The sequence below is a fragment of the Pantoea sp. DY-15 genome, from assembly GCF_019795935.1.
Taxonomy (GTDB): Bacteria; Pseudomonadota; Gammaproteobacteria; order Enterobacterales; family Enterobacteriaceae; genus Pantoea; species Pantoea leporis.
This window is the reverse complement of the sequence record NZ_JAIMIF010000003.1, coordinates 342,923-368,398: the sequence shown is the minus strand read 5'-3', so window position 1 is coordinate 368,398 and position 25,476 is coordinate 342,923. Positions and strand designations below refer to the sequence as shown.

General features: G+C 55.2%; 15 protein-coding genes. 8 read left to right on the top strand and 7 right to left on the bottom strand.

What is annotated here, in order from left to right; all coding sequences use genetic code 11:
- Positions 1 to 505: 505 nt before the first annotated feature.
- From K5Y32_RS14300 to K5Y32_RS14290, 3 genes are all read right to left on the bottom strand, one after another.
- Entirely contained in the window at positions 506 to 1,675 is a 1,170-nt protein-coding gene (locus tag K5Y32_RS14300; RefSeq protein WP_222184667.1) for an HlyD family efflux transporter periplasmic adaptor subunit, read from the bottom strand.
- Positions 1,672 to 3,804, bottom strand: coding sequence for a type I secretion system permease/ATPase (locus K5Y32_RS14295; protein WP_222184665.1), 2,133 nt, complete (start codon positions 3,802 to 3,804; stop codon positions 1,672 to 1,674). The genes K5Y32_RS14300 and K5Y32_RS14295 overlap by 4 nt, the downstream gene beginning before the upstream one ends.
- A 71-nt stretch (positions 3,805 to 3,875) precedes the next feature.
- The gene (locus K5Y32_RS14290) at positions 3,876 to 5,660 is read right to left on the bottom strand and encodes an Ig-like domain-containing protein (RefSeq protein ID WP_222184663.1); all 1,785 of its coding nucleotides are present in this window, start codon (positions 5,658 to 5,660) and stop codon (positions 3,876 to 3,878) included.
- A gap of 562 nt (positions 5,661 to 6,222) precedes the next feature.
- Between K5Y32_RS14290 and K5Y32_RS14285 the strand changes: the two genes are divergently transcribed.
- The 3 genes from K5Y32_RS14285 to rcsB are packed head-to-tail and all read left to right on the top strand — an operon-like array spanning position 6,223 to position 10,719.
- Positions 6,223 to 7,377 (top strand): MFS transporter, encoded by a 1,155-nt coding sequence (locus K5Y32_RS14285; RefSeq protein WP_222184655.1) that lies wholly within the window; start codon positions 6,223 to 6,225, stop codon positions 7,375 to 7,377.
- Positions 7,378 to 7,400: 23 nt separating this feature from the next.
- Positions 7,401 to 10,067, top strand: a complete 2,667-nt coding sequence (rcsD, locus tag K5Y32_RS14280) for a phosphotransferase RcsD (protein ID WP_110866697.1) — start codon at positions 7,401 to 7,403, stop codon at positions 10,065 to 10,067.
- 1 nt (position 10,068) lies between these two features.
- A complete protein-coding gene (rcsB, locus tag K5Y32_RS14275) occupies positions 10,069 to 10,719 on the top strand; it encodes a response regulator transcription factor RcsB (RefSeq protein WP_007889370.1) in 651 nt (216 codons plus the stop codon).
- Between the two features lie 48 nt (positions 10,720 to 10,767).
- Here rcsB and rcsC read toward each other — a convergent pair whose 3' ends face one another.
- Together rcsC and gyrA are read right to left on the bottom strand one after the other, a co-directional pair.
- Entirely contained in the window at positions 10,768 to 13,623 is a 2,856-nt protein-coding gene (gene rcsC / locus K5Y32_RS14270; RefSeq protein ID WP_222184653.1) for a two-component system sensor histidine kinase RcsC, read from the bottom strand.
- Between the two features lie 164 nt (positions 13,624 to 13,787).
- Positions 13,788 to 16,427 carry a DNA topoisomerase (ATP-hydrolyzing) subunit A gene (gene gyrA, locus K5Y32_RS14265; RefSeq protein WP_110866580.1) on the bottom strand — a complete coding sequence of 880 codons (2,640 nt, stop codon included), beginning with the start codon at positions 16,425 to 16,427 and terminating at the stop codon, positions 13,788 to 13,790.
- Positions 16,428 to 16,603: 176 nt separating this feature from the next.
- On the opposite strand from gyrA, the gene ubiG reads away from it, so the two are divergent.
- The 4 genes from ubiG to yfaE all read left to right on the top strand — a co-directional run bounded on the left by ubiG (position 16,604) and on the right by yfaE (position 21,833).
- On the top strand, positions 16,604 to 17,329 hold the full coding sequence (ubiG, locus tag K5Y32_RS14260; protein ID WP_222184651.1) for a bifunctional 2-polyprenyl-6-hydroxyphenol methylase/3-demethylubiquinol 3-O-methyltransferase UbiG: 726 nt from the start codon (positions 16,604 to 16,606) through the stop codon (positions 17,327 to 17,329).
- 771 nt (positions 17,330 to 18,100) lie between these two features.
- The gene (nrdA, locus tag K5Y32_RS14255; protein ID WP_137386188.1) at positions 18,101 to 20,386 is read left to right on the top strand and encodes a class 1a ribonucleoside-diphosphate reductase subunit alpha; all 2,286 of its coding nucleotides are present in this window, start codon (positions 18,101 to 18,103) and stop codon (positions 20,384 to 20,386) included.
- 53 nt (positions 20,387 to 20,439) lie between these two features.
- The gene (gene nrdB, locus K5Y32_RS14250; protein WP_101763665.1) at positions 20,440 to 21,570 is read left to right on the top strand and encodes a class Ia ribonucleoside-diphosphate reductase subunit beta; all 1,131 of its coding nucleotides are present in this window, start codon (positions 20,440 to 20,442) and stop codon (positions 21,568 to 21,570) included.
- Positions 21,571 to 21,572: 2 nt separating this feature from the next.
- Positions 21,573 to 21,833, top strand: a complete 261-nt coding sequence (gene yfaE, locus K5Y32_RS14245; protein WP_061717835.1) for a class I ribonucleotide reductase maintenance protein YfaE — start codon at positions 21,573 to 21,575, stop codon at positions 21,831 to 21,833.
- 37 nt (positions 21,834 to 21,870) lie between these two features.
- Here yfaE and K5Y32_RS14240 read toward each other — a convergent pair whose 3' ends face one another.
- Both K5Y32_RS14240 and elaB read right to left on the bottom strand, forming a co-directional pair.
- Complete coding sequence (locus K5Y32_RS14240; protein ID WP_222184642.1) at positions 21,871 to 23,067, bottom strand: nicotinamide mononucleotide deamidase-related protein YfaY; 1,197 nt, start codon at positions 23,065 to 23,067, stop codon at positions 21,871 to 21,873.
- A gap of 144 nt (positions 23,068 to 23,211) precedes the next feature.
- Complete coding sequence (gene elaB, locus K5Y32_RS14235; RefSeq protein WP_008105125.1) at positions 23,212 to 23,520, bottom strand: stress response protein ElaB; 309 nt, start codon at positions 23,518 to 23,520, stop codon at positions 23,212 to 23,214.
- Between the two features lie 291 nt (positions 23,521 to 23,811).
- On the opposite strand from elaB, the gene K5Y32_RS14230 reads away from it, so the two are divergent.
- The gene (locus K5Y32_RS14230; RefSeq protein WP_222184640.1) at positions 23,812 to 25,470 is read left to right on the top strand and encodes a glucan biosynthesis protein D; all 1,659 of its coding nucleotides are present in this window, start codon (positions 23,812 to 23,814) and stop codon (positions 25,468 to 25,470) included.
- The last annotated feature ends 6 nt before the right edge of the window (positions 25,471 to 25,476 follow it).

Below are 25,476 nucleotides of genomic sequence, written 5' to 3'. Positions count from 1 at the left end.
CAATAATCTATCACGAAAATGCTACTAAATTTCCAAAACTGTTTCAGTGTATTTAATAGTTATTTCAGAATGTAAATTACGGGGAACTAATAACCAGCACAGATAGGTAAAAAATATAGCACTTTTTGACAACATATATTTTAATTGTTTAAAAACATCAAATTACATGAGTTACATTTCCGCACTGAATGACAAAACTCTAAGCCATCCAGAGCATACAATTATCCCCGCTATCATCATTTATTTCATTATTACCTTCATTCACCCCGAATGTTTTGATTTACCCTAATTTCCCGCCGGACCAGATGGTCCGGCATTTTTTTGCCCGCAATTCAGACATCGCCTTATATTGCGTAAAGTTAATTACGCAGGTTAAATTAACCACAATAATTGCCGCGCATTATTTGTCTCTTTTCGCACATTTCGTTCAATTCATAGTCTTAAATCGGCAATGTTAATTTCGGGGCGTAACAAAGATCGCTGCAATATTTGCCGGCACATATTGTTAACGCTCACGCAGTGATTCCCTGGCTTTATTCAGTGGCTTAAGCAAATAATCCATCACGGTTTTCTGACCGGTTTTAATCTCAACATTCGCTACCATGCCGGGCATGATGGCGAACCTGCGGCCGCTTTTATTGGTCAGTTCGGCTTTTTGCGTGCGCACATAGACGCGATAGTAAAACTCGTCGTGCCGCACTTCGTCCTGCAGCGTATCAGGCGAGACGGTTTCGACTTCCCCGTGCAGATCGCCATAAATCGACGCGTCGTAGGCGGTGATCTTCACCACCGCGGTTAAACCCGGCCGGATATAGCCGATATCGCGTGGATTGATGCGCGTCTCAATCAGCAATTGATCCTCCAGCGGTACAATCTCCATCAGCTTGCCACCCGGCTCCAGCACGCCGCCCACGGTGGTGACGCGCACATCCTTCACAATGCCGCGCACCGGCGAAATCAGCGTAGTGCGCGTCAGCAGATCCTGCTTGCCTGCCGCCACCTGCAGCTGCGCATCCAGCTCACCGTTGTTCTTCACCTGCTCTTCATGGGCGCGCACGTAATAATCGTTGCGCGCTTCGTCGATTTTGCCGCGCAGATCGCTAACCTGGCGACGCAGGCGAATCACATCCACCTTACCCGCCGCGCCGCGCAGCATCAGCGGCTCCGTCACGTTGAGTTCTGCCTGCACCAGCGCAAGGGATTGCTGCAAATTGCCGATGGTCTCGACAAAATTCTGCCGCCGCGCCTGATAGAGCTGCGTTTCGCGCGCCACCAGTTCGGGATGTTGCAGGATATCGGCGCTGAACCTCAGCGGCGTGTCGCTGAGCTCGGCCTGTAAACGTTCAGAGGAGGCACGCAGCGTGCGCACCCGCGCAATCGCCTCACCAAAGTTGGTTTGAAAGCGCGTAGGATCGAGTGTTGCCAGCACCTCGCCGCGCTGCACGATATTGCCTTCGTGCACATTGAGCTGTTTGACGATGCCGCCATCAAGGCTATCAATGATCTGCGCGCGGCTGGAAGGCGTGACTTTGCCGATGCCGACCGTGACTTCGTCCAGCACCGCAAAGTACGCCCACAGCAGAAACAGCAGCAGCGCCACCACGCACAGCCAGATGATCGCCGAGGTGCGACGTTCACGCCGCGTCAGATCTTTATCCAACAGCATCACGCTCATGCCGCATCTCCTTTTTTACTGGCGGCGTGACGCAGAATCTCGTCGCGCGCGCCATCGGCCACGATGCGGCCGTTATCCATCACGATAATGCGATCAACCATGCGCAGCAGAGCGGGACGATGCGTGACCAGTACCAGCGTGCGCCCGGTGCCCCATTGCGCCAGCTGACGAATCACCTGCGCCTCCAGTTGCTCATCCATCGCCGCGGTCGGTTCATCCAGCAAAACCACCTGCGGCTGGCGCAGAATCAACCGGCTGAGCAGCACCATTTGCCGCTGGCCGCCGGACAAGCCGCGTCCGCCTTCATGAATAATGCGATCGAGGCTGGCGGCGTCCTGCTGCACCAAGGCTAACGCGCCGCTGATGCGCAGCGCTTGCAGCATCTCCTGCTCGCTGGCGTGCGGATTCCCGAGCAGCAGGTTCTGGCGCAGCGTGCCGAAAAACAGCCGCGCATCCTGCGACAGCCAGCCAAGCTGACGCCGCAGATCGACCGGATCGATGCAGGTGAGATCGACGCCGTCCACCAGCACTTTGCCCTGGCTGGCGCGCGCCTGACCGGCCAGCATCTTCAGCAGCGTCGATTTGCCCGCGCCGACTTTACCGAGAATCGCCACGCGTTCGCCGGGCGTGATCTGCAACTGCGGAATGTTGAGCACGCTATTACCGCTCTCCTCTTCGTAGCGGTAATGCACATTTTGCAGCAGATAGTGGCCGCTGAGCACCGGACAGTGCGCCAGCGTGGCGTGATCGGGTTGGTCGAGCGGCTTCTTTAACAGTTCATCCAGCCCTTTCATCGCCGATTTCGCATGCTGCCAGCGCGAAAACACCATGGTGAGCTGCATCAGCGGCGCGATGGTGCGTGATGAGAGCAAGCTGCACGCCACCAGCGTGCCGGTGGTGATCTGATTGTCGAGCACCAGATAGACGCCGAACACCAACATGCCGGCATAGGTGAGCTGCTGCACGCTGGCCGACCAACCGGTGAGGCGCGCGCCCCACAAACGTTGCTGATTGCTGATGGCCGCGCTAACTTCGTGCGTTTGCTCCCACTGGCGTTGAAAATAGGGTTCCGCTTGCAGCGCTTTGATATCCTCTACACCTTCTAAGGTTTCCACCAGCACCGCCTGACGCAGCGCGCTTTCCCGCAACCCTTCCTGCGCCAGACGCGCCATCGGGATCTGCACCAGTAAGCCAGGAATGACGATCAGCGGGATTGCCAGTAACGGAATCAGCACCAGCCAGCCGCCAATCGACGCCATGATCAGCAGAAACAGCAGCACAAACGGCAGGTCGGCGGCGGCATTCACCGTGGTGGACGTCAGCAGCTCGCGGACCTGATCAATTTCACGCAGTTGGGCAATAAAGGAGCCGGTGGAACGCGGACGCGCTTCGTTGCGGATGTTCATCGCCCGCGCAAACAGCATGGCGGATATTTTCAGGTCGATGCGTTTGCCCATCAGGTCAGAAACCTGGGTGCGCATCAGACGAATCAGATACTCAATGGCGGCCGCCAGCACCACGCCGGCGAACAACACCCACAACGTTGGCTGCGACTGCGCCGGAATCACCCGATCGTACACCTGCATGGAAAACAGAATGCCCGCCAGCGCCAGCACGTTGCCGACCAGCGAGGCCAGGCTGATTTCCGCAATGCGCCGCTTCATGCCACGAAAGTGATGCCAGAACCAGTGCGGCTGATAAGGCTGCACAAACTCATCGATGCGCGCATCACGCGCCCGCGCCGCCACACCAACGACGCCGACCTGCATGTCGGCCTGCATGAGCAAATCCTGCAGCTGACCTGCGCGCACCACATCGCCACTTTCACTCAGCCAGTAACTTACGCCACCGTTACTATCCACCTCTTCTATCAACGCCACGCTGCCGTTTTCCAGCAGCAGCAATACCGGCACAATTTCCTGCCGCCAGCGCAGTTTGCTGTGCGGCACCAGCATCAAATGCAGGCCTAACAGCCGGGCTAAACGTTCTAATTGTTGCGTCGGGGCCAGATGTTGAAACCAGCGCATCTGCTGGCGCAGCGTGCTGCCGTCCGCCGGTTTACCGAAGCGTGCCGCGACGCGCAGCATCGCCGCGATGCCGTTGTCGCTGTTAAAGGGTTGTGCTGTCATCCCTGTTGTCCCGTGAGCAATGAGTGTGGGCAGGCAACCGCTAGCCGATGTTACTAGCGGTTGATGGCGGATTACGCCAGGCTCTGAACCTGATGTTGCTGCAGATGATCGCCGAGGGTGTAACTGCTATCGCTGGCGTTGTAGTGGCTCTCCGTGGCGCGCGCATCGCTGGGCTGAGCGGCGGCGCTGTCGCCTGCGTTGGTCAGCAGCGTATTCAGCGGCTCGCTGCTGACGCTGGCGGCCGCCTCATGACTATCGATGGTCACCGGCTGCGTCGCCGTCGCCACATTGCCCGCTTTGTCCTGCGCGCTGACCTTCATTTGGTAGCTGCCATCATCCAGCGGTGCCAACTGACCCGCCAAAATGGTCAGCGCCCAGTTGCCGTCGGCTTTAACCGTGGCGGTGTAACTCTGATCGCCTAGCGTCAACGTCACCAAACTGCCCTGATCGAGATGGCTGCTGCTGCCCTGAATCAGATGCCAGCTATTTAGCTCCGCCGCATCCAGCACGCCGTCGCCAAACGGTTGATTCAGCGTAATGGTAGGCACCTGATGCGTGGCAACGTTGAACAGGTTCTCAATAATCTGCGTATCGTGGTTGCCGTACTCATCCCAGCGCGTGGCCAGCGCCGACACTTCGCCATCCGGCAGCGCCTGCAGATCTTCGGCGCTGATGGTGACCATGCCGTTGACCGGCGTGTAGTTTTTGCCGTTGAGCGTCAGCTCCTTCACGCCTTCGAGATAGAAACTGAGATCGTGCTGCGCTTCCTGCTGATTCAGCGTGGTATCGCCGCCAATATTGATTTCGTAATAGATGTCTGGCAGTTGGGTGACCACGTTCAGTTCCAGCATTGCGTCAGTGCTGTTGCCAGCGCCATCCTGCGCATAAACGCGGATTTCGCCCAGTGCAATAAAGCTCGCCACTTCACTGGCCGGAATCGTTACCTGCCAGTGACCGTCGCTGCCAATCTGCGCGTGATAGACCGCATCTCCACTGCACAGCAACAGCTGCTGGCCCGGTACCACCACCGAGAGATCGCCGCTAAAGGTGAGATCGTTTTGGCTCTCTTCTTTATTGATCACGTTGTCTGCCGTGACCTTATCGAAACTGATGTGCGGCAGGCTGCTAACGTGGGTAATTAAGGTGACATCCTGCAGATAAGCGGCGGTTTTGCCGTTGGGATCGGTAGCGCTGACTTTCAGGCTGTAGACGCCATCCTGTAACGCCTGAAGATCCTGTGAAGGAATAGCGGCGGTCCATTCGCCTTTATCGTTAACGCCGCCAGAGTATTTTTTCCCGGCTAAAATCACCGTGATATGGCTGTTCGCCGGCATGTGCGTAACACTGCCGTGCACCTCCACGCCGTAAATGCCTTCTGCCACGCTGACCGCGTTATCACCGCTGATCGGATCCACCGTCAGCGTAGGCTTGATGGTTTTATCCACGTAAACCCCAAAGCCCACCTGCGTATCGGTGCTATTACCGGCTTTGTCGGTGAGGGTTAGCGTCAGCGAATAAGCACCGTCGGACAATCCGTTGAGCACCGACGGCGGCATCGAAGCATTCCAGTAACCCCATTTATTTACCGTGCTGTGCCAGACTTCGCCGTTAAAGGTCAGCGTTACGGTGGCGCCTGGCTCAGATTCGGCGCGACCGCGCAGGTGAATATTCCTGCCGGATTCCCATGCGGCAATCACGCCATCTTGTGCAATAGGTTCATAAGGACGTAACGGCGCGGGCGGCGTAGTATCCACGCTGCGCGTTTGCAAAGATGATGTGTCGTCTGCCAGCGGATAAAGAGTGACCGCAGAGTGCAGAATCGCCGCTAATTGTTGTTCGGATTGACGTGAAGACATAGGTAACCTCGTTACAGGGAAGGTATTGCAACGGTCATTAAGCTTATTAATGTTTTAAGCGTACCGGTGCGCCATACAGGCCATTAATCAATGGCCCGCTTCGCCTGATGAAAACGGGTTACCCGCAGGTAACAAGGACTAAAATAAGGCACAGCAAAATTCTCCCAAAGGGGGAGAAATAATCTCGATCTCGCTATATTCCGCATCGGGAGCTGATGGGATGACTAACATATCGGTTTTACGTGGTCGCTGCCTATTGGCGAAAATCCGGAAATGCATGCTTTGCGACAGCGCCAAAAAATTGACGTCCAGGCCGCATGTGGCGCGGAATCTTTCATCAGTATACTGCATCATTCGGCAGAAAAAATTTTACTTAAGTCACTCCAGTAATGATTGGCACATGCCAGGAAAGTTCTGGAAAAGCGCAGCGATGCGTAAAAAATCGGTAATATGCCTGTTTCTGGCGTTTAATCGCTGCCATCTGATAGGGTCTGATGCGCGGTGTGACATGCGCTTTGATGCTAAACTTCGTCGCTTCACCCGCTAATGAAAACTACTCTTTATGACAGCACTGGACGCCGCGCCGCAAAATAAATTGCATCACCGTGTCAACCTCGGGACACGTATCGTTTTCCTCATCGCTGGATTGGGCATGTCCGCATGGGCACCGCTGGTGCCATTCGCCAGCCAGCGTCTGGCATTGAGCGGCGCATCATTGGGCGGTTTGCTGCTGTGTCTGGGAATTGGCTCGCTGGCGGCGATGCCGATTACCGGCGGTTTGATTGCGCGCTTCGGTGGTCGTCGGGTGATGTTGTGCTCCACGCTGGTGGTGCTGGCGATGTTACCGCTGCTGGCGACGCTTAATGTGATGTGGCTGATGGCCGCCACTTTAATGGTGTTTGGTGCCGGACTCGGCATGCTGGATGTCGCGATGAACGTGCAGGCTGTCGAAGTGGAAAAAGCCGCACGCAAGCCGATGATGTCCGGTTTCCACGGCTTCTTTAGCCTCGGCGGGATCATCGGCGCCGGTTCCGTCAGCTTGTTACTCGGCAGCGGCCTGACGCCGTTGCAAGCGGTTGGCGCGGTGATGGCGCTGATTGTGCTGCTGCTGGTGTGGAGCCTGCCGACGCTGATGACCGAACGCCTGCATCAGCCCGATCAGCCGTGGCTGGTTATTCCGCGCGGTTGGGTGGCATTCCTCGGTTTACTCTGCTTTATTCTGTTTCTTGCCGAAGGTGCGGTGCTGGATTGGGGAGCGCTGTTGCTGCTGCAAAGCCCGGAGATGAGCCCGGCGCACGCCGGTTTAGGTTATGCGGTGTTCTCGGTGGCAATGACCATTGGTCGTCTGACCGGCGATAAAGTGATTCAGCGCTTCGGCCGTTATCCGGTGATGTTGACCGGTGCGTTAGCCGCTGCCGCAGGCATGACGTTGGCGGTGTTGCTGCCGTGGCCGCAAATTGCGCTGCTGGCTTTCCTGCTGGTGGGATTTGGCCTCGCCAATACGGTGCCGATGTTGTTCAATGCTGCCGGGAATCAACACGATATGCCGTCGAATCTGGCGATTTCGGCCATGACAACGTTAGGCTATGCAGGTATTCTTTCAGGTCCGGCTTTAATCGGATTAATTTCCCAGTGGATCAGCCTGAGTGGTGCATTTTTGCTTATCGCTCTGCTGCTGCTGGCCGTCGCTGCCAGTGCCCGACGGGTTGCGCGCTAATTCCATGATCCTGAGACACTATGCTGCCTTATAAATTTCCTCTGACATCCGGCAATGTAACGCGCTTTTTCGTGGTGTTTAACCTGGTGCTTTTTCTGGCGCTGGGCGCGATGGTGCACAACAGCGTGAATGCCTGGATGACAGAGAAGCGCTATGCGATGACCGATTTGGCGCGTGCGATGCAGAAACGCATCGATGCGTCGCGCTTCGCTACGTGGCAGATCTATGAGAACCTGGCCACCAGCGCCGCCGGTTCGTCGCCGAACAGTAATCTTCAGGAAACCCGCCTGCGCCCGGATGTCTATTATCTGGAAAAAACCCGCCGCAAAACCGAAGCACTGATTTTCGGTTCGCACGATAGCAGCACGCTGGATATGACCATGCGCATGTCCAACTATCTCGATACGCTGTGGGGCGCGGAAAATCCGACCTGGTCGATGTACTTCCTCAATGGTCAGGATAACAGCCTGATTATGATCTCCACGCTGCCGCTGAAAGACATGGCGACACGTTATAAAGAGAGTGCGATCAATTCGCTGGTTGATAGCCGCCGCGCCGAGATGCTGCAGCAGGCCAATGCGCTGGATGAGCGCGAAAGCTTCTCGCCGCTGCGTCACTTCGCCTGGCAGAACGATCACTACTTTACCCTGCGCACCACTTTCAATCAGCCGGGCCATTTAGCCACCGTGGTGGCATTTGATTTGCCGGTTAACGATCTGATTCCGCGTAATATGCCGCTGGAGAACTTCCAACTGCGTCAGGACGCGACGCAAACGTCGACCACCAACACCACCACCAGCGACGACACTAGCAGCGAAAGCACGCACGTGGCGCTTGTAAACCCGAATCTGGAGATCGCCGCCTCGCTGCCTAGCACTTCGCTGCAGCTGGTGTATCGCGTGCCGCTCACCAGCCTGGCGCTGGATACGCTGCATAATCTGATGTGGCCGCTGCTGATCAACCTTGTGCTGTTTTTACTGTCGATTGCGGGCATTACGCTGCTGCGTCAGCAATCGCTGCGCCCGAACGAGAATCAGAGCGCCGAGCTGGATTCGCTGCGCATGCTTAACGAAGAGATCGTCGCCAGTTTGCCGGTCGGCTTGCTGGTGTACGACTTCGCCACTAACCGCACGCTGCTCAGCAATAAAATCGCTGAACATCTGTTGCCGCACCTGAATCTGCAGAAAATCATCAATATGTCCGATCAACATCAGGGCGTATTGCAGGCGACCATCAATAACGAAGTGTATGAAATTCGCCACGCGCGTAGCGTGCTGTCGCCGCATACTCAGCTATTTATGATGCGCGATCAGGACCGCGAATTACTGGTGAATAAGAAGTTGCAGAAGGCGCAACAGGTGCTGGATCGTAATCACCAGATGCGTCAGCAGTTAATGCATAACCTCGGTCACGCCCTCAATGGTCCACTGCAAAGCATGGTTAAGCAACTAGTACAACTTAGCCAGCGTGACGATGACGAAAGCGTGCTCGATCTGCTCGACGAGAGCCAGGGTTTGGCGCGCCTGGTGGATGACATCGTGCTGCTTAATCGCCTGGAAGCGCATGACTGGTCGCCTGATGCCAGCGTGTTCAACCTGCAGGATATGCTGGACGAAATCGCGCTGGAAAGCCTGCCGCTGCTGCGTCGTAAAGGTTTAGCGCTGGTGGTGAATAACCATTTAGCCAATGACGAGATGCGTTTTGGCGATCGTCGTGCGCTGCGTAAAGTGCTGACCACGCTGATGCACTATTCGCTGACCACCACGCGCTGGGGCAAGATTTCGCTGGAGATCAAAACCAGTGAAGACAAGCCCAACCAGGTCTTGCTGCAGCTGGTGGATACCGGCTCCGGCTTGAGCGTCGATGAACTGGCGAATGTCGATTTCCCCTATCTCGGCGACACCACGCAAGATCGTTTTGGCCAGGCGTCCGGCATGGCATTTTTCCTCTGTAAGCAGCTGTGCAAACAGATGGGCGGCCAGCTGGAGATCATCGCTAAACCCGATATCGGCACACGCTACAATATTCAGCTGCCGCTGGCGTTAGAGCAGCAAGGCGAGCAGGAAGAAAAACTGCTGGAAGGGGTGACCGCGTTGGTGGATATCGCCGTAGAAGACGTACACAAGATCGTTTGTCGCCACCTCGAAAACTGGGGAGCGAAATGCCTGACCTCGGATGAGCGTTTAACTGGTCAGGATCATGATGTGCTGGTGACCGACGATCCGGCGCGCCTGAACGGCTGGGCGCTGCTGCTGGCCGGTGACGAAATGGGTCATCACGCGTTGAACGATCAGCAATTCCGGGTCAACTTCAATCTCAGTAATGCACTGCTTGATGCGCTGCTGGCCCTGATTGAAAAGCAACTTTCTCATGATTTGTTAGAGGAGAGTCGCGAAGATGAAGAAGCCACGCCGCTAATGAGCGGAGGCTATTTCCAGCTGTTTACCGAGACAGTACCGCCAGATGTGAAGAGACTGTATACTGAAGCGGCGGAAAAGGATTATCCCTCGCTTGCTCAGACAGCACATCGCCTGAAAGGCGTGTTTGCCATGCTCAATCTGGGTTCAGGTAAACAGCTTTGTGAAGCGTTAGAACAACACATTAAAGTATGTGACGATTTAACCATTAAAAATACCACCAGTGAAATTGACGCTTACGTCAGCCAACTGCTGCAGCAAGGTAACCAATAAGATGAATAACTTGAACGTAATTATTGCCGATGACCATCCGATCGTTCTGTTCGGTATCCGTAAGTCACTGGAACAGATTGAATGGGTTAACGTTGTAGGTGAGTTTGAAGACTCAACAGCACTGGTAAACAGCTTGCCCAAACTGGACGCTAATGTCCTGATTACCGACCTCTCCATGCCAGGCGAGAAGTACGGTGACGGTATCACCCTGATTAAATACATCAAACGTCACTATCCGGACCTCTCGATTATCGTTCTGACCATGAACAATAACCCAGCGATCCTGAGCGCGGTGTTGGATCTGGATATCGAAGGGATCGTACTGAAGCAAGGCGCACCAACCGATCTGCCAAAAGCACTCGCGGCTCTGCAGAAAGGCAAAAAATATACGCCGGAAAGCGTGGCAAAACTGCTGGAGCGCATCAGCGCCGGTGGTTACGGTGACAAACGTCTGTCGCCGAAAGAGAGTGAAGTACTGCGTCTGTTCGCAGAGGGTTTCCTGGTGACTGAGATTGCTAAGAAACTTAACCGCAGTATCAAAACCATCAGTAGCCAGAAGAAATCAGCCATGATGAAACTGGGCGTGGAAAACGATATCGCGCTGCTGAACTATCTCTCTTCTGTCAGCGCCACTCAGGTCGACAAAGAGTAATACGAATGGGCGGCGTCTTCTGACACCGCCCATTTTTTAGTATCCGCTTTACGCCTCTACCCTGCCCTTTCTGACGCGTTCCGCATACACCGCCAGCGTGCTTTTCAACACATCCAGCGTGACCGGCTTCGACAAACAGTTATCCATACCCGCATCCATACAGCGCTGCTTCTCTTCCGCTAACGCATTTGCCGTGACGCCAATCACCGGGAAAGTATGTCCCAGCTGACGCAGACGTTGCGTCAGGCGATAACCATCCATGTTCGGCATGTTCACGTCGCTCAGCACGATATCGATATGGTTGCGACTCAGCACGTTCAGCGCATCAACGCCATCCTGCGCGGTTTTGGTTTGATAGCCGACGGTGCCGAGCTGTTCTGATAGCAGCATGCGGTTGATCGGATGGTCATCAACAATCAGCACGATAATATCTTCGAAAGTCGCGGCGGCTTTTGGCGCGGTTAACGGCAGCGGCGTGGCGGTTTGGCTATTAATGTTGATGCGGTAGATGCGGCCCAGCAGCTGCGGCAGATCGTGGAGCATCGCGCTGCTCTGAATCCATTGCCCCGGCGCGGTTTCGTGCGGCATATCGATGTGCTCACCACAGATACGAATATGTGCGCGTCCAGTTTGCGCGGCAGGCTCATCGTGATCGCTGATGATCACATCATCAGCCGCCGCCTGGCCGTGGTAATACGCTGCCTGAATGCCCTGCTGTTGCAGCAGACGCAGCAGGAAGCTGGCGAGATACTCATTACGCATATCCAGCCAGATGGCTTTTTCCTGCAAGCCGTCGAGCAGCGGTGGCGCCGCCAGCTGACCGGAATAGATCGGAATACGCACGATAAACTGGCTGCCCATACCCGGTTCGGAATCGACTTCGATGTCGCCGTCCATCATGTTGATCAGCTTTTCACAGATCGCCAACCCTAAGCCGGTGCCCTGGAAGTTACGCTGCACGCCAGAACCCACCTGGAAGAACGGATCGAACAGGCGCGTTACCTCTTTGGCCGGAATACCGACGCCGGTATCGCGTACGCGGAATGCCAGATACCCCTCTTTGACGTAAGCATGCAGGATGATGCAGCCGGTATGCGTGAATTTAATGGCGTTGTTCAGCAGGTTGGATATCACCTGCTGCAGACGCATGGCGTCGCCATCCATGATCAGCGGCACATCGTTTTCGATAAACACATACAGCGTTAGGCGTTTACGCACCACCAGCGAGAGATAGTTGCTGGCAATGTGATTGACCACTTCACGCGGTGAGAACGGATGCGGTTCAATTTTCAGCTGTTCGGATTCAATCTTCGAGAAGTCGAGGATGTCGCTGATGATCTTCAGCAGCAGGCTCGACGAGTTATTCATCGCCGTCACCAGTGAATCGACGCCTTTTGGCAGCACTTTGGTTTGTAGCAGATCGAGGTTACCGATAATGCCGTACAGCGGCGTGCGCAGTTCATGACTGACGGTGGCGAGGAACATCGATTTCGACTGGCTGGCCTGCTCGGCCGAGTGCGCCATCTCCTGCAGCGACTGCTCCATGCGCACGCGCGCCGAAACATCCACCAGCACGCAAATCGCCACGTTTTCATTACGATAGCGCGAATGCACAAAGCTGATTTGCAGGTTGGTATTGCTGCCGGTCAGCACATCGACAAAGTTGACCTGCTGACCGCCAATGATTTCATTCAGACGCTGGCGATCTTCCTGCGTCAGCAGTGTCAGATAGTTATGCGCTAGCTCGTTACTCAGAATGTTGGTGCCATCGCTGGTGCGCAGGATACAGATGCCGACCGGCGCCGAGGCGACAATCTTACGGTTGAACTGCTCGTGCTCCTCCAGCCGATGCGCATTCTCCTCGGCCGGCAGGAACATGCGGCGCTCAAAAATCCACGCCAGCGTGAACAAAATCACCGCGGTTAAGATATTGAGCAGCAGCGCGTTAATCAGCATCAGCTTGAGCTGATCGGTTAACACGTCGGTGGAAAGCGACCACACCACATTGAGATTCGACGGCGGCAGCGGCTTTTTCAGCACCAGCTGGCGATAGCTGTCGAGATAGCCGAACCAGGTGCTGTTATCCGGCAGATCGTCGAGCGAGTAGCCCGGCCCGCCACGACGCGAACTGATCAGCGGACGGTAGTTTTCATCGGTGATGGTGGCCACCAGCGGCAAACCGCCCGGCTGAATAAATTCATCAAGGCGAATATTCTGCTCCACGCCCAGCAACGCCTGCAGCTTGTTCGCCACATATACCGGCATCACCATATAGAAGTTGCCGACGCCCGGCTGCGCGCTGCTGGTGATCCAATACATCGGCTGGCGGCGCTCTTCTTCATTGCCGTTGCGATAATGCAGCACGCGTTCGCGCAGCGCTTTCAGGCTACGTTCACGATCGACCGAATTGTTGCTGCCGATGGTGAAATCAGCCAGACACTGATTCTCTCCGCCGATGAAGAACACGCGGTTCAATTCATACGCCGAGGCAAAATTGCTTTTCCAGTAATTGATGTAGTAGCTGAGCGAGTCCAGCGAGTTACGCCAGGTATTGCTCATTGACGTGCAGTCGCCATCGGAAAATAGCGGCGTGAACTGCGGCAGCGCACCTTTGCCCGGCGGCAAACCGTTGAGCACATCCAGACCATTAGCGCTGCTGCTCAGGCGATTTTCGGTGATGTATTTCAGCTCGCGCATCACGTCCGCCGAATGGCGCACGTACCACTCAGCCTGACCATAATTGGCGGCAAACTCCTGACGCACCGCGTTCTCTTTCTCATGCAGCACGTTGATGATGTAGAAAGTGGTCAGCAGCGCACCCAGCGCCCAGAGCAGCAACGCCAGCGCACGAAACAGATAGCGCGAAATTCGAAGCGTAGTGCGAAAGGAGACGAGATATTTCAAAAGAGGCTCACTGGCGGTAAGAGGTTATCAGGATGTTGAAAAGCTTCCATACACTAGCTTTATCGGCCCTAAAAAGCCAGCTAGCCCGCGCCTTTAGGGGAAAACTCAGATAAAAAAACGGCAGGCCAGTTTCCTGACCTGCCGCTTATTAAAGCCGTTACGAATTACTCTTCGTCGTCAGCTTCTGGTGCTTCGTCGTCGCTGTCCACTTCCGGCGCGATATCCTCCTCGCCTTCCGCTACGCTACCGTCGATGGCGTCGAGTTCTTCCTCTTCCACCGGCTCCGCGACGCGTTGCAGACCCACCACGTTTTCATCTTCCGCAGTACGAATCAGAATCACGCCCTGAGTGTTACGGCCTACCACGCTGACTTCCGACACGCGAGTACGCACCAGCGTACCGGCATCGGTGATCATCATGATCTGATCGCCATCCACCACCTGTACCGCGCCGATAACCGGTCCGTTACGTTCGGTGACTTTAATCGAGATCACGCCCTGCGTCGCACGCGACTTGGTTGGATACTCGCTGTTGGCGGTACGTTTACCGTAACCGTTCTGCGTCACGGTGAGGATCGCGCCCTCTTCGCGTGGCACAATCAGCGACACCACTTTGTCGCTTTCAGCCAGCTTGATACCGCGAACGCCTGAAGCCGAACGGCCCATCGCACGTACTGCCGTTTCAGCGAAGCGCACCACTTTACCGGCGGCAGAGAACAGCATCGCTTCGTCGCTACCGTTGGTCAGCGCCACACCAATCAGCTCGTCATCCTCACGCAGGTTGATGGCGATGATGCCCGCGCTACGCGGACGGCTGAACTCCTGCAGCGCGGTTTTCTTCACGGTACCGCTCGCGGTAGCCATGAAGATGTTGAAGCCCTCGGTGTATTCACGCACCGGCAGAATGGCGGTGATACGTTCGTTGGCTTCCAGCGGCAACAGGTTGACGATTGGACGACCGCGCGCACCACGGCTGGCTTCCGGCAGCTGATAGACCTTCATCCAGTAGAGACGGCCACGGCTGGAGAAGCACAGAATGGTGTCGTGGGTGTTGGCCACCAGCAGACGATCGATAAAGTCTTCTTCTTTAATACGTGCGGCGGATTTGCCTTTACCACCGCGGCGCTGGGCTTCATAGTCGGTCAGCGGTTGGTATTTGACATAACCCTGATGCGACAGCGTCACCACAACGTCTTCCTGATTGATCAGGTCTTCGATGTTGATGTCTGCACTGTTCGCGGTAATTTCAGTACGACGTGCGTCGCCGAACTGATCGCGCATCAGCTCCAGCTCTTCACGGATTACTTCCATCAGGCGCTCAGCGCTTTGCAGGATGTGCAGCAGCTCAGCAATCTGATCCAGCAGCTCTTTGTATTCGTCGAGCAGCTTTTCGTGCTCGAGGCCGGTCAGTTTCTGCAGACGCAGATCCAGAATCGCCTGCGCTTGCTGCTCAGTCAGATAATATTGACCATCGCGAATACCGAACTCGGCTTCCAGCCATTCCGGACGTGCAGCGTCATTACCGGCACGTTCCAGCATCGCGGCAACGTTACCCAGATCCCACGACTGCGCCAGCAGGCCTAGTTTCGCTTCGGCTGGCGTTGGTGCACGACGAATCAGTTCGATGATCGGATCGATGTTAGCCAGCGCAATCGCCAGGCCTTCAAGGATGTGAGCACGATCGCGCGCTTTACGCAGTTCGAAAATGGTACGACGCGTAACCACTTCACGACGGTGACGCACGAAGGCTTCGATGATGCCTTTCAGCGTCATGATCTTCGGCTGGCCCTGATGCAGCGCCACCATGTTGATGCCGAAAGAGACCTGCAGCTGTGTCAGCGAGTAGAGGTTGTTGAGAACCACTTCACCCACCGCATCGCGTTTGATCTCAATGACAACACGCATGCCGTCTTTGTCAGATTCGTCACGTAGTGCGCTGATGCCTTCCACGCGCTTCTCTTTCACCAGCTCGGCGATCTTCTCGATCAGACGCGCTTTGTTCACCTGATACGGCAGTTCGTGCACGATGATGGTTTCACGGCCGGTCTTGGCATCGGTTTCCACTTCGCCACGTGCGCGAATGTAAATCTTACCGCGCCCGGTGCGATAGGCTTCTTCAATACCACGACGACCATTGATGAAGGCCGCCGTCGGGAAGTCTGGCCCGGTGATGTGCTCCATTAGGCCTTCAACGGTGATGTCTTCATCTTCGATAAACGCCAGACAGCCGTTGATCACTTCCGTCAGGTTGTGCGGTGGAATGTTGGTTGCCATACCAACGGCGATACCGGAAGAACCGTTTACCAGCAGGTTAGGAATTTTAGTTGGCAGGACTTCAGGGATCTGCTCGGTGCCGTCATAGTTCGGCACGAAATCGACGGTTTCCTTTTCCAGGTCAGCCAGCAGCTCCGAAGAGATCTTTGCCATGCGGACTTCGGTATAACGCATCGCTGCGGCGGAGTCGCCGTCGACCGAACCAAAGTTACCCTGACCGTCAACCAGCATGTAGCGCAGGGAGAATGGCTGGGCCATACGCACGATACTTTCGTATACCGCGGAATCGCCGTGCGGGTGATATTTACCGATGACGTCACCGACCACACGGGCGGATTTTTTATAGGGTTTATTCCAGTCGTTGCCCAGTTCGCTCATGGCAAAAAGCACACGGCGGTGTACCGGCTTCAGACCATCACGCACATCGGGTAAGGCTCGGCCAACAATGACCGACATGGCGTAATCGAGGTAGGAGTTTTTCAACTCTTCTTCGATATTGACCGGTGTAATTTCTCTCGCAAGGTCGCTCATGGAGCCGCTATCCCTCTACATAATCCCGGATTTAAAGGTGCGAAAGTATATCACATTGCTTCCCTTCGGTGAACGTTAACCAGGCCTTAATCCCGCTTTTCCTTGAGCGTGAGAGATGCGTTCGCGTGAGTTAAGCGTTTATACTGAGGGAATATTTTGTCTGGAGTGATGATTCAATGAGTGAACAACCGCAGGAAAGCCGCCAGAACGTTGACCACGCCGAGATCGCCAAGTTTGAGGCCGTGGCATCCCGCTGGTGGGATTTAGAGGGTGAATTTAAGCCGTTGCACCGTATTAACCCCCTGCGACTTGGCTGGATAGCGCAGCACAGTAATGGCCTGTTCGGCAAGAAAGTGCTCGATGTCGGCTGCGGCGGCGGCATTCTGGCGGAGAGCATGGCGCGTGAAGGCGCTGAGGTTACCGGCCTGGATATGGGCGCTGAGCCGCTGGAAGTGGCGCGTCTGCATGCGCTGGAGAGCGGCGTTAACGTTAACTATGTGCAGCAAACCGTGGAAGATCACGCCGCAAGTCACGCCGGGCAATATGACGTGGTGACCTGCATGGAGATGCTGGAGCATGTGCCGGATCCGCGCTCGGTAGTCTTAGCCTGCGCGCAGCTGGTGAAGCCCGGCGGCGAAGTGTTTTTCTCCACCATCAACCGCAATCCAAAAGCCTGGCTGCTGGCGGTATTTGGTGCTGAGTATGTGCTGCGCATGGTGCCGCGCGGGACGCACGACGTGAAGAAATTCATCCGTCCCGCCGAGTTGCTGAACTGGGTGGATGAAACCCCGCTGCGTGAAAGAAATATGATTGGCCTGCACTACAATCCGCTAACCAACCAGTTCCGTCTGGGTCGCGGTGTCGATGTGAACTACATGATTCATACGCATCGTCAGGAGTGATGTCATCCTTTGCCAGAGGCGCTGGCGCTTCTGCTGCGGCAAAAGGGCCATTCGCAGCGCTGAGGCTTTTACATTGGGTCAGGAGCCTCACGCAGGGATGCGTGAGGCAGTTCGGGGCCGGCCGAGATGGCCGATCCGCGAACGGTCCGTTGGCACGACGTGGAAGCCGAAGGCACCGCGCTAGCGGCGCGAGGACGGCCCGTGACGCAGCAGATGTGTCAGAGCCCGCAGCAGATTTCAAGCAAAATGCTTTCTTAACTAACAAGCATTACCTCTTTCATGGCGACCTCTTATCCCCTAATTTTGGCCCTATCCAGATCAATTTCCTTTTAGACGCGTACCAGCCTTTTTTATAGGCTAAGCAAGTCACAAAAAATTCATAAGCAATTTTAGATAAGTTCGCTGCTGGCGGCCTTGTCGGGGCTTTTTTCATCTAAGAAAATTCCTGAAGCACGGTGGTTGAGCAAGAAACACGCGTCCGATCATAAAGTGAAAAAAAAGTGCTGAGCGGTTGACACTAAGTGCAGGCCTTGCGGCATGCGGATCCAGGATTTTAGCCAGCCGGTAAGGACGATTTTTGAGTGAAAATCAACTCTTGTTAAGAAGAGATTGCTGACTAGAATACTCACCATATTGTTGTTCAAACTTCCCGCACCCCCTATATATAGTGTTTATCCACAGGCTTACTCACAACGAGCGGCTTGTGCATAAACCTTGTGCATAGATGGGGGATAAATACGTCATTCATGCATGGACAGGTAAAAACGCGACATGAACCAAAGTCTGCTCGTTACTAAACGCGATGGCCGCCAGGAGCGCATTGATCTCGACAAAATTCACCGTGTACTGGATTGGGCAGCCGAAGGGCTGAACAATGTTTCAGTTTCACAGGTTGAACTGCGCTCACACATTCAGTTCTACGATGGCATCAGAACTTCTGATATTCATGAGACCATCATCAAGGCTGCCGCAGACCTGATCTCTCGTGATGCGCCGGATTACCAATACCTGGCCGCGCGTCTGGCTATCTTCCACCTGCGTAAAAAAGCTTACGGCCAGTTTGAGCCGCCGAAGCTGTACGATCAGGTGGTGAAGATGGTTGAGATGGGCAAATACGACCGTCATCTGCTGGAAGATTACAGCACCGAAGAGTTCGAGCAGATGGACGAGTTTATCGACCATTGGCGCGACATGAATTTCTCCTACGCAGCGGTTAAGCAGCTGGAAGGGAAATATCTGGTGCAGAACCGCGTTAGCGGCGAAATCTACGAAAGCGCCCAGTTCCTCTACATTCTGGTGGCGGCGTGCCTGTTCTCTGGCTATCCGCGCGAAACCCGTATGGATTACGTGAAGCGCTTCTACGATGCGATCTCAACCTTTAAGATCTCGCTGCCAACGCCAATTATGTCCGGCGTGCGTACCCCAACGCGCCAGTTCAGCTCTTGCGTACTGATCGAGTGCGGCGACAGCCTCGACTCTATCAACGCCACTTCTAGCGCCATTGTGAAATACGTTTCTCAGCGTGCGGGTATCGGCATCAACGCTGGCCGCATTCGTGCGCTGGGCAGCCCGATCCGCGGTGGCGAAGCGTTCCACACCGGTTGTATTCCGTTCTACAAACATTTCCAGACTGCCGTGAAGTCTTGCTCACAAGGCGGCGTACGTGGCGGCGCAGCGACGCTGTTCTACCCAATGTGGCATCTGGAAGTTGAAAGCCTGCTGGTGCTGAAAAACAACCGCGGTGTTGAAGGCAACCGCGTGCGTCACATGGATTACGGCGTACAGATCAACAAACTGATGTACACCCGCCTGCTGAAAGGTGAAGACATCACGCTGTTCAGCCCGTCTGACGTGCCTGGCCTGTACGATGCGTTCTTCGCCGATCAGGACGAGTTCGAGCGTCTGTACACCAAATACGAGAAAGACGACAGCATCCGCAAACAGCGCGTGAAAGCCGTTGAGCTGTTCTCACTGATGATGCAGGAGCGTGCGTCAACTGGCCGTATCTACATTCAGAACGTCGATCACTGCAACACGCACAGCCCGTTCGATCCAAGCATCGCGCCAGTTCGTCAGTCGAATCTGTGCCTCGAGATCGCACTGCCGACCAAACCGCTGAACGACGTCAATGACGAAAGCGGCGAAATCGCCCTGTGTACGCTGTCTGCCTTTAACCTAGGCGCGATTAACAGCCTTGACGATCTGGAAGAGCTGGCCACCCTCGCGGTGCGTGCGCTTGATGCACTGCTGGATTATCAGGATTACCCCATTCCGGCAGCACAACGCGGCGCCATGGGCCGTCGTACGCTGGGTATTGGCGTGATCAACTACGCGTATTACCTGGCGAAAAACGGCGTGCGTTACTCTGATGGCAGCGCCAACAATCTAACGCACAAAACTTTCGAAGCCATTCAGTACTACTTGCTGAAAGCCTCGAACGAATTGGCGAAAGAGCAAGGTGCGTGCCCGTGGTTTAAAGAGACCACTTACTCGCAGGGCATTCTGCCGATCGATACCTATAAAAAGGATCTCGACGCAGTGTGCAACGAGCCGCTGCATCTGGATTGGGAAGGCCTGCGTGAATCCATCACCACGCACGGTCTGCGCAACTCGACGCTCTCTGCGCTGATGCCGTCTGAAACCTCTTCGCAGATTTCGAACGCCACCAACGGCATTGAGCCGCCGCGCGGACACATCAGCATCAAAGCATCGAAAGACGGCATTCTGCGTCAGGTGGTGCCAGAGTATGAGCGTCTGAAAGACCAGTACGAACTGCTGTGGGAAATGCCGTCTAACGACGGTTATCTGCAGCTGGTTGGCGTGATGCAGAAGTTCATCGATCAGGCGATTTCGTCGAACACCAACTACGATCCGAGCCGCTTTGCGAATGGCAAAGTGCCGATGAAACAGCTGCTGAAAGACCTGCTGACCGCGTACAAGTTCGGCGTGAAAACCCTGTACTATCAAAACACCCGCGACGGTGCGGAAGATGCACAGGACGATCTGGCACCTTCCATTCAGGATGATGGCTGCGAAAGCGGCGCATGTAAGATCTAATCTCATCTTGTCAGGGCCGACATTGGTCGGCCCTCTTCACATTTGGACTCAAAATGGCTTACACCACATTCTCGCAGAACAAAAATGACCAGCTGAAAGAGCCGATGTTCTTTGGCCAGTCCGTCAACGTTGCCCGTTTCGATCAGCAGAAATATGACATCTTTGAAAAGCTGATTGAGAAGCAGCTCTCCTTCTTCTGGCGTCCGGAAGAAGTGGACGTCTCGCGCGATCGCATCGATTACCAGGCGCTGCCGGAGCATGAAAAGCACATCTTCATCAGCAACCTGAAGTATCAAACGCTGCTGGACTCGATTCAGGGTCGTAGCCCGAACGTGGCGCTGCTGCCGCTGATTTCCATCCCTGAGCTGGAAACCTGGATTGAAACCTGGGCATTCTCCGAGACCATTCACTCGCGCTCCTACACGCACATCATCCGTAACATCGTTAACGATCCGGCGGTGGTGTTTGACGATATCGTCACCAACGAGCAGATTCTGGCGCGCGCCGAAGATATCTCGAAATACTACGACGACCTGATCGAGATGACCAGTTACTGGCATCTGCTGGGTGAAGGTACGCATCAGGTCAACGGTAAAACCGTTACCGTTAACCTGCGCGATCTGAAAAAGCAGCTCTATATCTGCCTGATGAGCGTCAACGCGCTGGAAGCGATTCGCTTCTACGTCAGCTTCGCCTGTTCATTTGCTTTCGCCGAGCGCGAGCTGATGGAAGGCAACGCCAAAATCATCAAGCTGATTGCACGCGATGAAGCGCTGCATCTGACCGGCACCCAGCATATGCTGAACCTGCTGCGCACCGGTGAAGACGATCCAGAGATGAAAGCCATCGCCGCGGAGTGTCGTGATGAATGCTTCGATCTGTTCAAGAAGGCAGCCGAGCAGGAAAAGGAGTGGGCAGAATACCTGTTCAGCGGCGGCTCGATGATTGGCCTGAACAAAGACATTCTGTGCCAGTATATCGAGTACATCACCAACATCCGTATGCAGGCGGTGGGTCTCGATCTGCCGTTCCAGACGCGTTCCAACCCCATTCCATGGATCAACTCGTGGCTGGTGTCGGACAACGTACAGGTTGCACCGCAGGAAGTTGAAGTGAGCTCGTATTTGGTCGGTCAGATTGATTCTGAAGTGGGCGAAGACGATTTCGACGGCTTCCAGCTGTAAGCATGAGCCGCTCTGTTGTTATTCTGCGTAGCTCCGGCTCCCGGCTGGAGTGCGCAGAAGATCACCCCAATCTGCTGGCGACGCTGGAAGCTAATAATCTGTGCGTTGAGTTTCAGTGTCGCGAAGGCTACTGCGGCTCTTGCCGCATGCGTTTGCTAAAAGGCGAAGTGGATTATGCCGAAACCCCGTTGGCGTTTGTGCAGCAAGGCGAGATTTTGCCGTGCTGCTGTCGCGCCAAAGGGGAGATTGAGATCGAGCTGTGATTGACCAGGCCGCCATTTATGGCGACCTGGTGATCAATCAGCGTTTCACCGTTTCCAGCACATCAATCCAACCGTGACCGGTGCTGACTTCACTGCCGTGCAGCCAGCGACGCAACATGTTCATCGCCATCATTGCCACCACTTTCTGCCGCGTTTCCACGTTATGACGTCCATGAGTGAACTTTACGCGTTGGCCCCAGCTGGCTTCCGGCGTATGCAGCGCAATCGATACTTCGCCTTCCACTAAATTTCCCACCGACAACGCCAGCGCCACGCCCTGCTGTTTCGCCCAGTCACGCGTGCGTGCAACCTGCGCTTCCAGATCCTCATCCTGCGGCGGCAGAATCTCTGCTTTGCTGCGCGGCACGTCCGCTGCGGCCAGCTGCCAGTTAAGTAAGCCGGCGGTGAACTGCTCGCTCAGCGCCAAATGGAAGCCACGCTGCTGCAACTCGCGCGCCAGCAGCGCCGGTAAACCTTCGGTGCCTTCAAAGATGGTGCATTCAGCCAGCAACAGTTTTACCTGCTGCCACACTTGCTCCATTGCCACGCGCTGGCTGGCGGGTCCGGTGAGTTTGATTTCAATAATCGGCATCGATGAGCGATAGCCCATCACCACGCCTTCCGGCAACGGGAGCGGCTCCAGCTCGGCGGCAATGTCACTTTCCCCACGTCCAAAGGTGGTGAGGCGCAAACACAATGGTGGCTCAGGCAGTTCAAAGCGTGCTTTGAGGCGCGGAATAATCTCCTGCTCAACCATCACTTTAAATTCCGACGGCACGCCAGGGGTGAAGAAAATCCAGCAGCGATTGAGCTGCAGCGCGAAGCCGCATGCGGTGCCGACCGGATTATCGAGCATCTCAGCAATGGCGGGGATTTCTGCCTGCTTGCGGTTGCTCGGTGCCATCACACGTCCGCGGCTGGCGAACCAGGCTTCCATTTTTTCCAGCCAGGTTTGCTGAATAACTAATTCGCTGCCGCTGGCAATGGCTGCGGCCTGCGCGCTGAGATCATCACTGGTCGGTCCTAAACCGCCATTCACGATCAGCACGTCAGCAATCTGACTGCGGCTCTGCAGCGCCTCCACCAGCGAGGTCATTGCATCACCGACGGTGCTACGGCTGGTCATCGGTAAACCGTGCTGGAACAGCACATCGGCCAGCCACGCGGCGTTGGTATCGACAATCTGCCCATGTAACACTTCATCGCCCGTTGAGAGCATTTCTACACGTATCACGTTGCGTTCTCCTTTTCCCTGTCGCTTTACTGTAGGAAGCGCGCAGGCTAAACACAATCGCGGATGATGCGAAACAGGGATTTAGCGGGAAAAGCGGCGAGGAAATCAGGAAGCGGGCGCGAAGCGTGTCGCGCCCGTTGGAACTTAACGTCGAGCCAGCAGTAAACCGACAAACAGGCCAGCGGCGGCACCGATGCCAATCCCCTGCCACGGTTTTTCATGCACATAATCATCGGCGCGATAGGCCGCATTTTTGGCACGATAGTAATAGCTGTCTGACGCCTGGCTAACGCGCGATTTCACGTCTTCCAGCGCTTGTTCAGCTTTGAGTTTCAGTTCGATGTATTTCTGATCGGCCGGATCGCCTGACGCGCGTAACACTTCTTCCAGCGTTTCCGTCAGCAGCGCCAGGTCGTCGTCAAGGTGCGTTTCAAATTGGTCTGAAGATGACACTATGTAGTTCCTCCATGTTCCTAACTCGTTGTGGTTTAACTATAGTCATAAATTCCAGATTTGCTGGGCGGCAGCTGCCAGGATTTAACCGAGTTTCATCCCTCTCAATGAAAAGTTGTGTCATCAGCGGCGGAGCGGCGCGAATTCTGCTTCGCTTATTTGATTAATCTGATAAATTTTCCGCAGACTGAATTTTTCATTTTCACGACTGTCGTAACCCCCTGTAGTCAGACGCTTCTCGTCTTACGAGAGTCAAAATACACCCGAGCAGCTAAGGATTAGATTTCCGGCATGAATCGTAGAAAATTTATGAAAGCGTCCATGGCCCTCTCCGCTGTTAGCGGCATGACGGGTCTCTCCACGCTGTTTGCACAATCCGCCTGGGCCGATGATGGTATCGCCGACGGTACCGCGGTTCGCTTCGATTTCGACTCACTGAAAAAGAAAGCCTCCGCGCTGGCAAAACAGCCCTGGGGCGGCGCCCCCGGCCCCTTGCCCGACACCCTGGCCAATCTCACTCCGCAGGCTTATAACGAAATTCAGTACGACGCCAATCACTCGCTGTGGAATAACATCCCCGATCGTCAGCTGGACGTGCAATTCTTCCACGTCGGTATGGGCTTCAAGCGCCGCATCCGCATGTTCTCGGTCGATGCCCAGAGCCGTGAAGCGCGTGAGATCCACTTCCGCCCGGAGCTGTTCAATTATCACAACGCCAACGTCGATACTAAGCAGCTGGTCGGTAAAACCGATCTCGGCTTTGCCGGTTTCCGTGCTTTTAAGAAACCTGAACTGGCGCGCCGCGATATCGTCTCTTTCCTCGGCGCCAGCTACTTCCGCGCGGTTGATGAGACCTTCCAGTACGGCCTTTCCGCGCGCGGCGTGGCGGTAAACACCTTCAGCAACGGCAAAGAAGAATTCCCGGACTTCACCGCGTTCTGGTTCGAAACGCCAAAAGCGGATGACACCACTTTCGTGGTCTATGCCCTGCTGGATGGCGCGAGCGTCACCGGTGCCTACAAGTTCACCATTCACTGCGAAGAGAAACGCGTAGTGATGGAGGTGGAAAACCACCTGTTTGCACGTAACGACATTCGTCAGCTCGGCATCGCGCCGATGACCAGCATGTTCAGCTGTGGCACCAACGAGCGCCGCATGTGCAACACTTACCATCCGCAAATCCATGACTCCGATCGTCTGGCGATGTGGACCGGTGAAGGCGAATGGATTGCGCGTCCGCTGAACAACCCGCAGCGTTTGCAGTTCAACGCTTATCAGGACGAAAACCCGCGTGGTTTTGGCCTGTTGCAGCTCGATCATGACTTTAAAAATTATCAGGATGTGATTGGCTGGTACGACAAACGTCCCAGCCTGTGGGTGGAACCGATTGGTAAATGGGGCAAAGGCGCCATTAACGTGATGGAGATTCCTACCACCGGCGAAACGCTGGATAACGTGGTGTGCTTCTGGCAGCCGTCAGAACCGGTGAAAGCCGGCAGCGAGTTCAGCTTCCAGTACAAGCTTTACTGGAGCCAGTTGCCGCCAGTGCGCAGTGGTTTGGCGCGTGTCGATGCCACGCGCACCGGTATCGGCGGATTCCCGGAAGGTTGGGCGCCAGGCGAACACTTCCCGGATACCTGGTCACGTCGCTTTGCCATTGATTTTGTTGGTGGCGATCTGAAAGCCGCAGCGCCGAAAGGTATTGAGCCGGTGATTACCGTTTCAGAAGGCACATTTAAGCAGGTTGAGATTCTCTACGTCGAGCCACTCAACGGTTACCGCATTCTGTTTGACTGGTATCCAAACAGCGACTCGACCAAACCGGTTGATATGCGCCTGTTCCTACGTACCAAAGATGAAACGCTGAGTGAAACCTGGCTTTATCAGTACTTCCCGCCGCCGCCAGATCAACGTAAATACGTTGATGACCGGCAGATGACGCCAGGCTGATGATTG

Coding starts and splice junctions, on each gene's coding strand:
- K5Y32_RS14300 (WP_222184667.1), bottom strand. CDS start 1,675: ATGAGCGTGATGCTGTTGGATAAAGATCTGACGCGGCGTGAACGTCGC.
- K5Y32_RS14295 (WP_222184665.1), bottom strand. CDS start 3,804: ATGACAGCACAACCCTTTAACAGCGACAACGGCATCGCGGCGATGCTG.
- K5Y32_RS14290 (WP_222184663.1), bottom strand. CDS start 5,660: ATGTCTTCACGTCAATCCGAACAACAATTAGCGGCGATTCTGCACTCT.
- K5Y32_RS14285 (WP_222184655.1), top strand. CDS start 6,223: ATGACAGCACTGGACGCCGCGCCGCAAAATAAATTGCATCACCGTGTC.
- rcsB (WP_007889370.1), top strand. CDS start 10,069: ATGAATAACTTGAACGTAATTATTGCCGATGACCATCCGATCGTTCTG.
- gyrA (WP_110866580.1), bottom strand. CDS start 16,427: ATGAGCGACCTTGCGAGAGAAATTACACCGGTCAATATCGAAGAAGAG.
- ubiG (WP_222184651.1), top strand. CDS start 16,604: ATGAGTGAACAACCGCAGGAAAGCCGCCAGAACGTTGACCACGCCGAG.
- nrdA (WP_137386188.1), top strand. CDS start 18,101: ATGAACCAAAGTCTGCTCGTTACTAAACGCGATGGCCGCCAGGAGCGC.
- nrdB (WP_101763665.1), top strand. CDS start 20,440: ATGGCTTACACCACATTCTCGCAGAACAAAAATGACCAGCTGAAAGAG.
- yfaE (WP_061717835.1), top strand. CDS start 21,573: ATGAGCCGCTCTGTTGTTATTCTGCGTAGCTCCGGCTCCCGGCTGGAG.
- K5Y32_RS14230 (WP_222184640.1), top strand. CDS start 23,812: ATGAATCGTAGAAAATTTATGAAAGCGTCCATGGCCCTCTCCGCTGTT.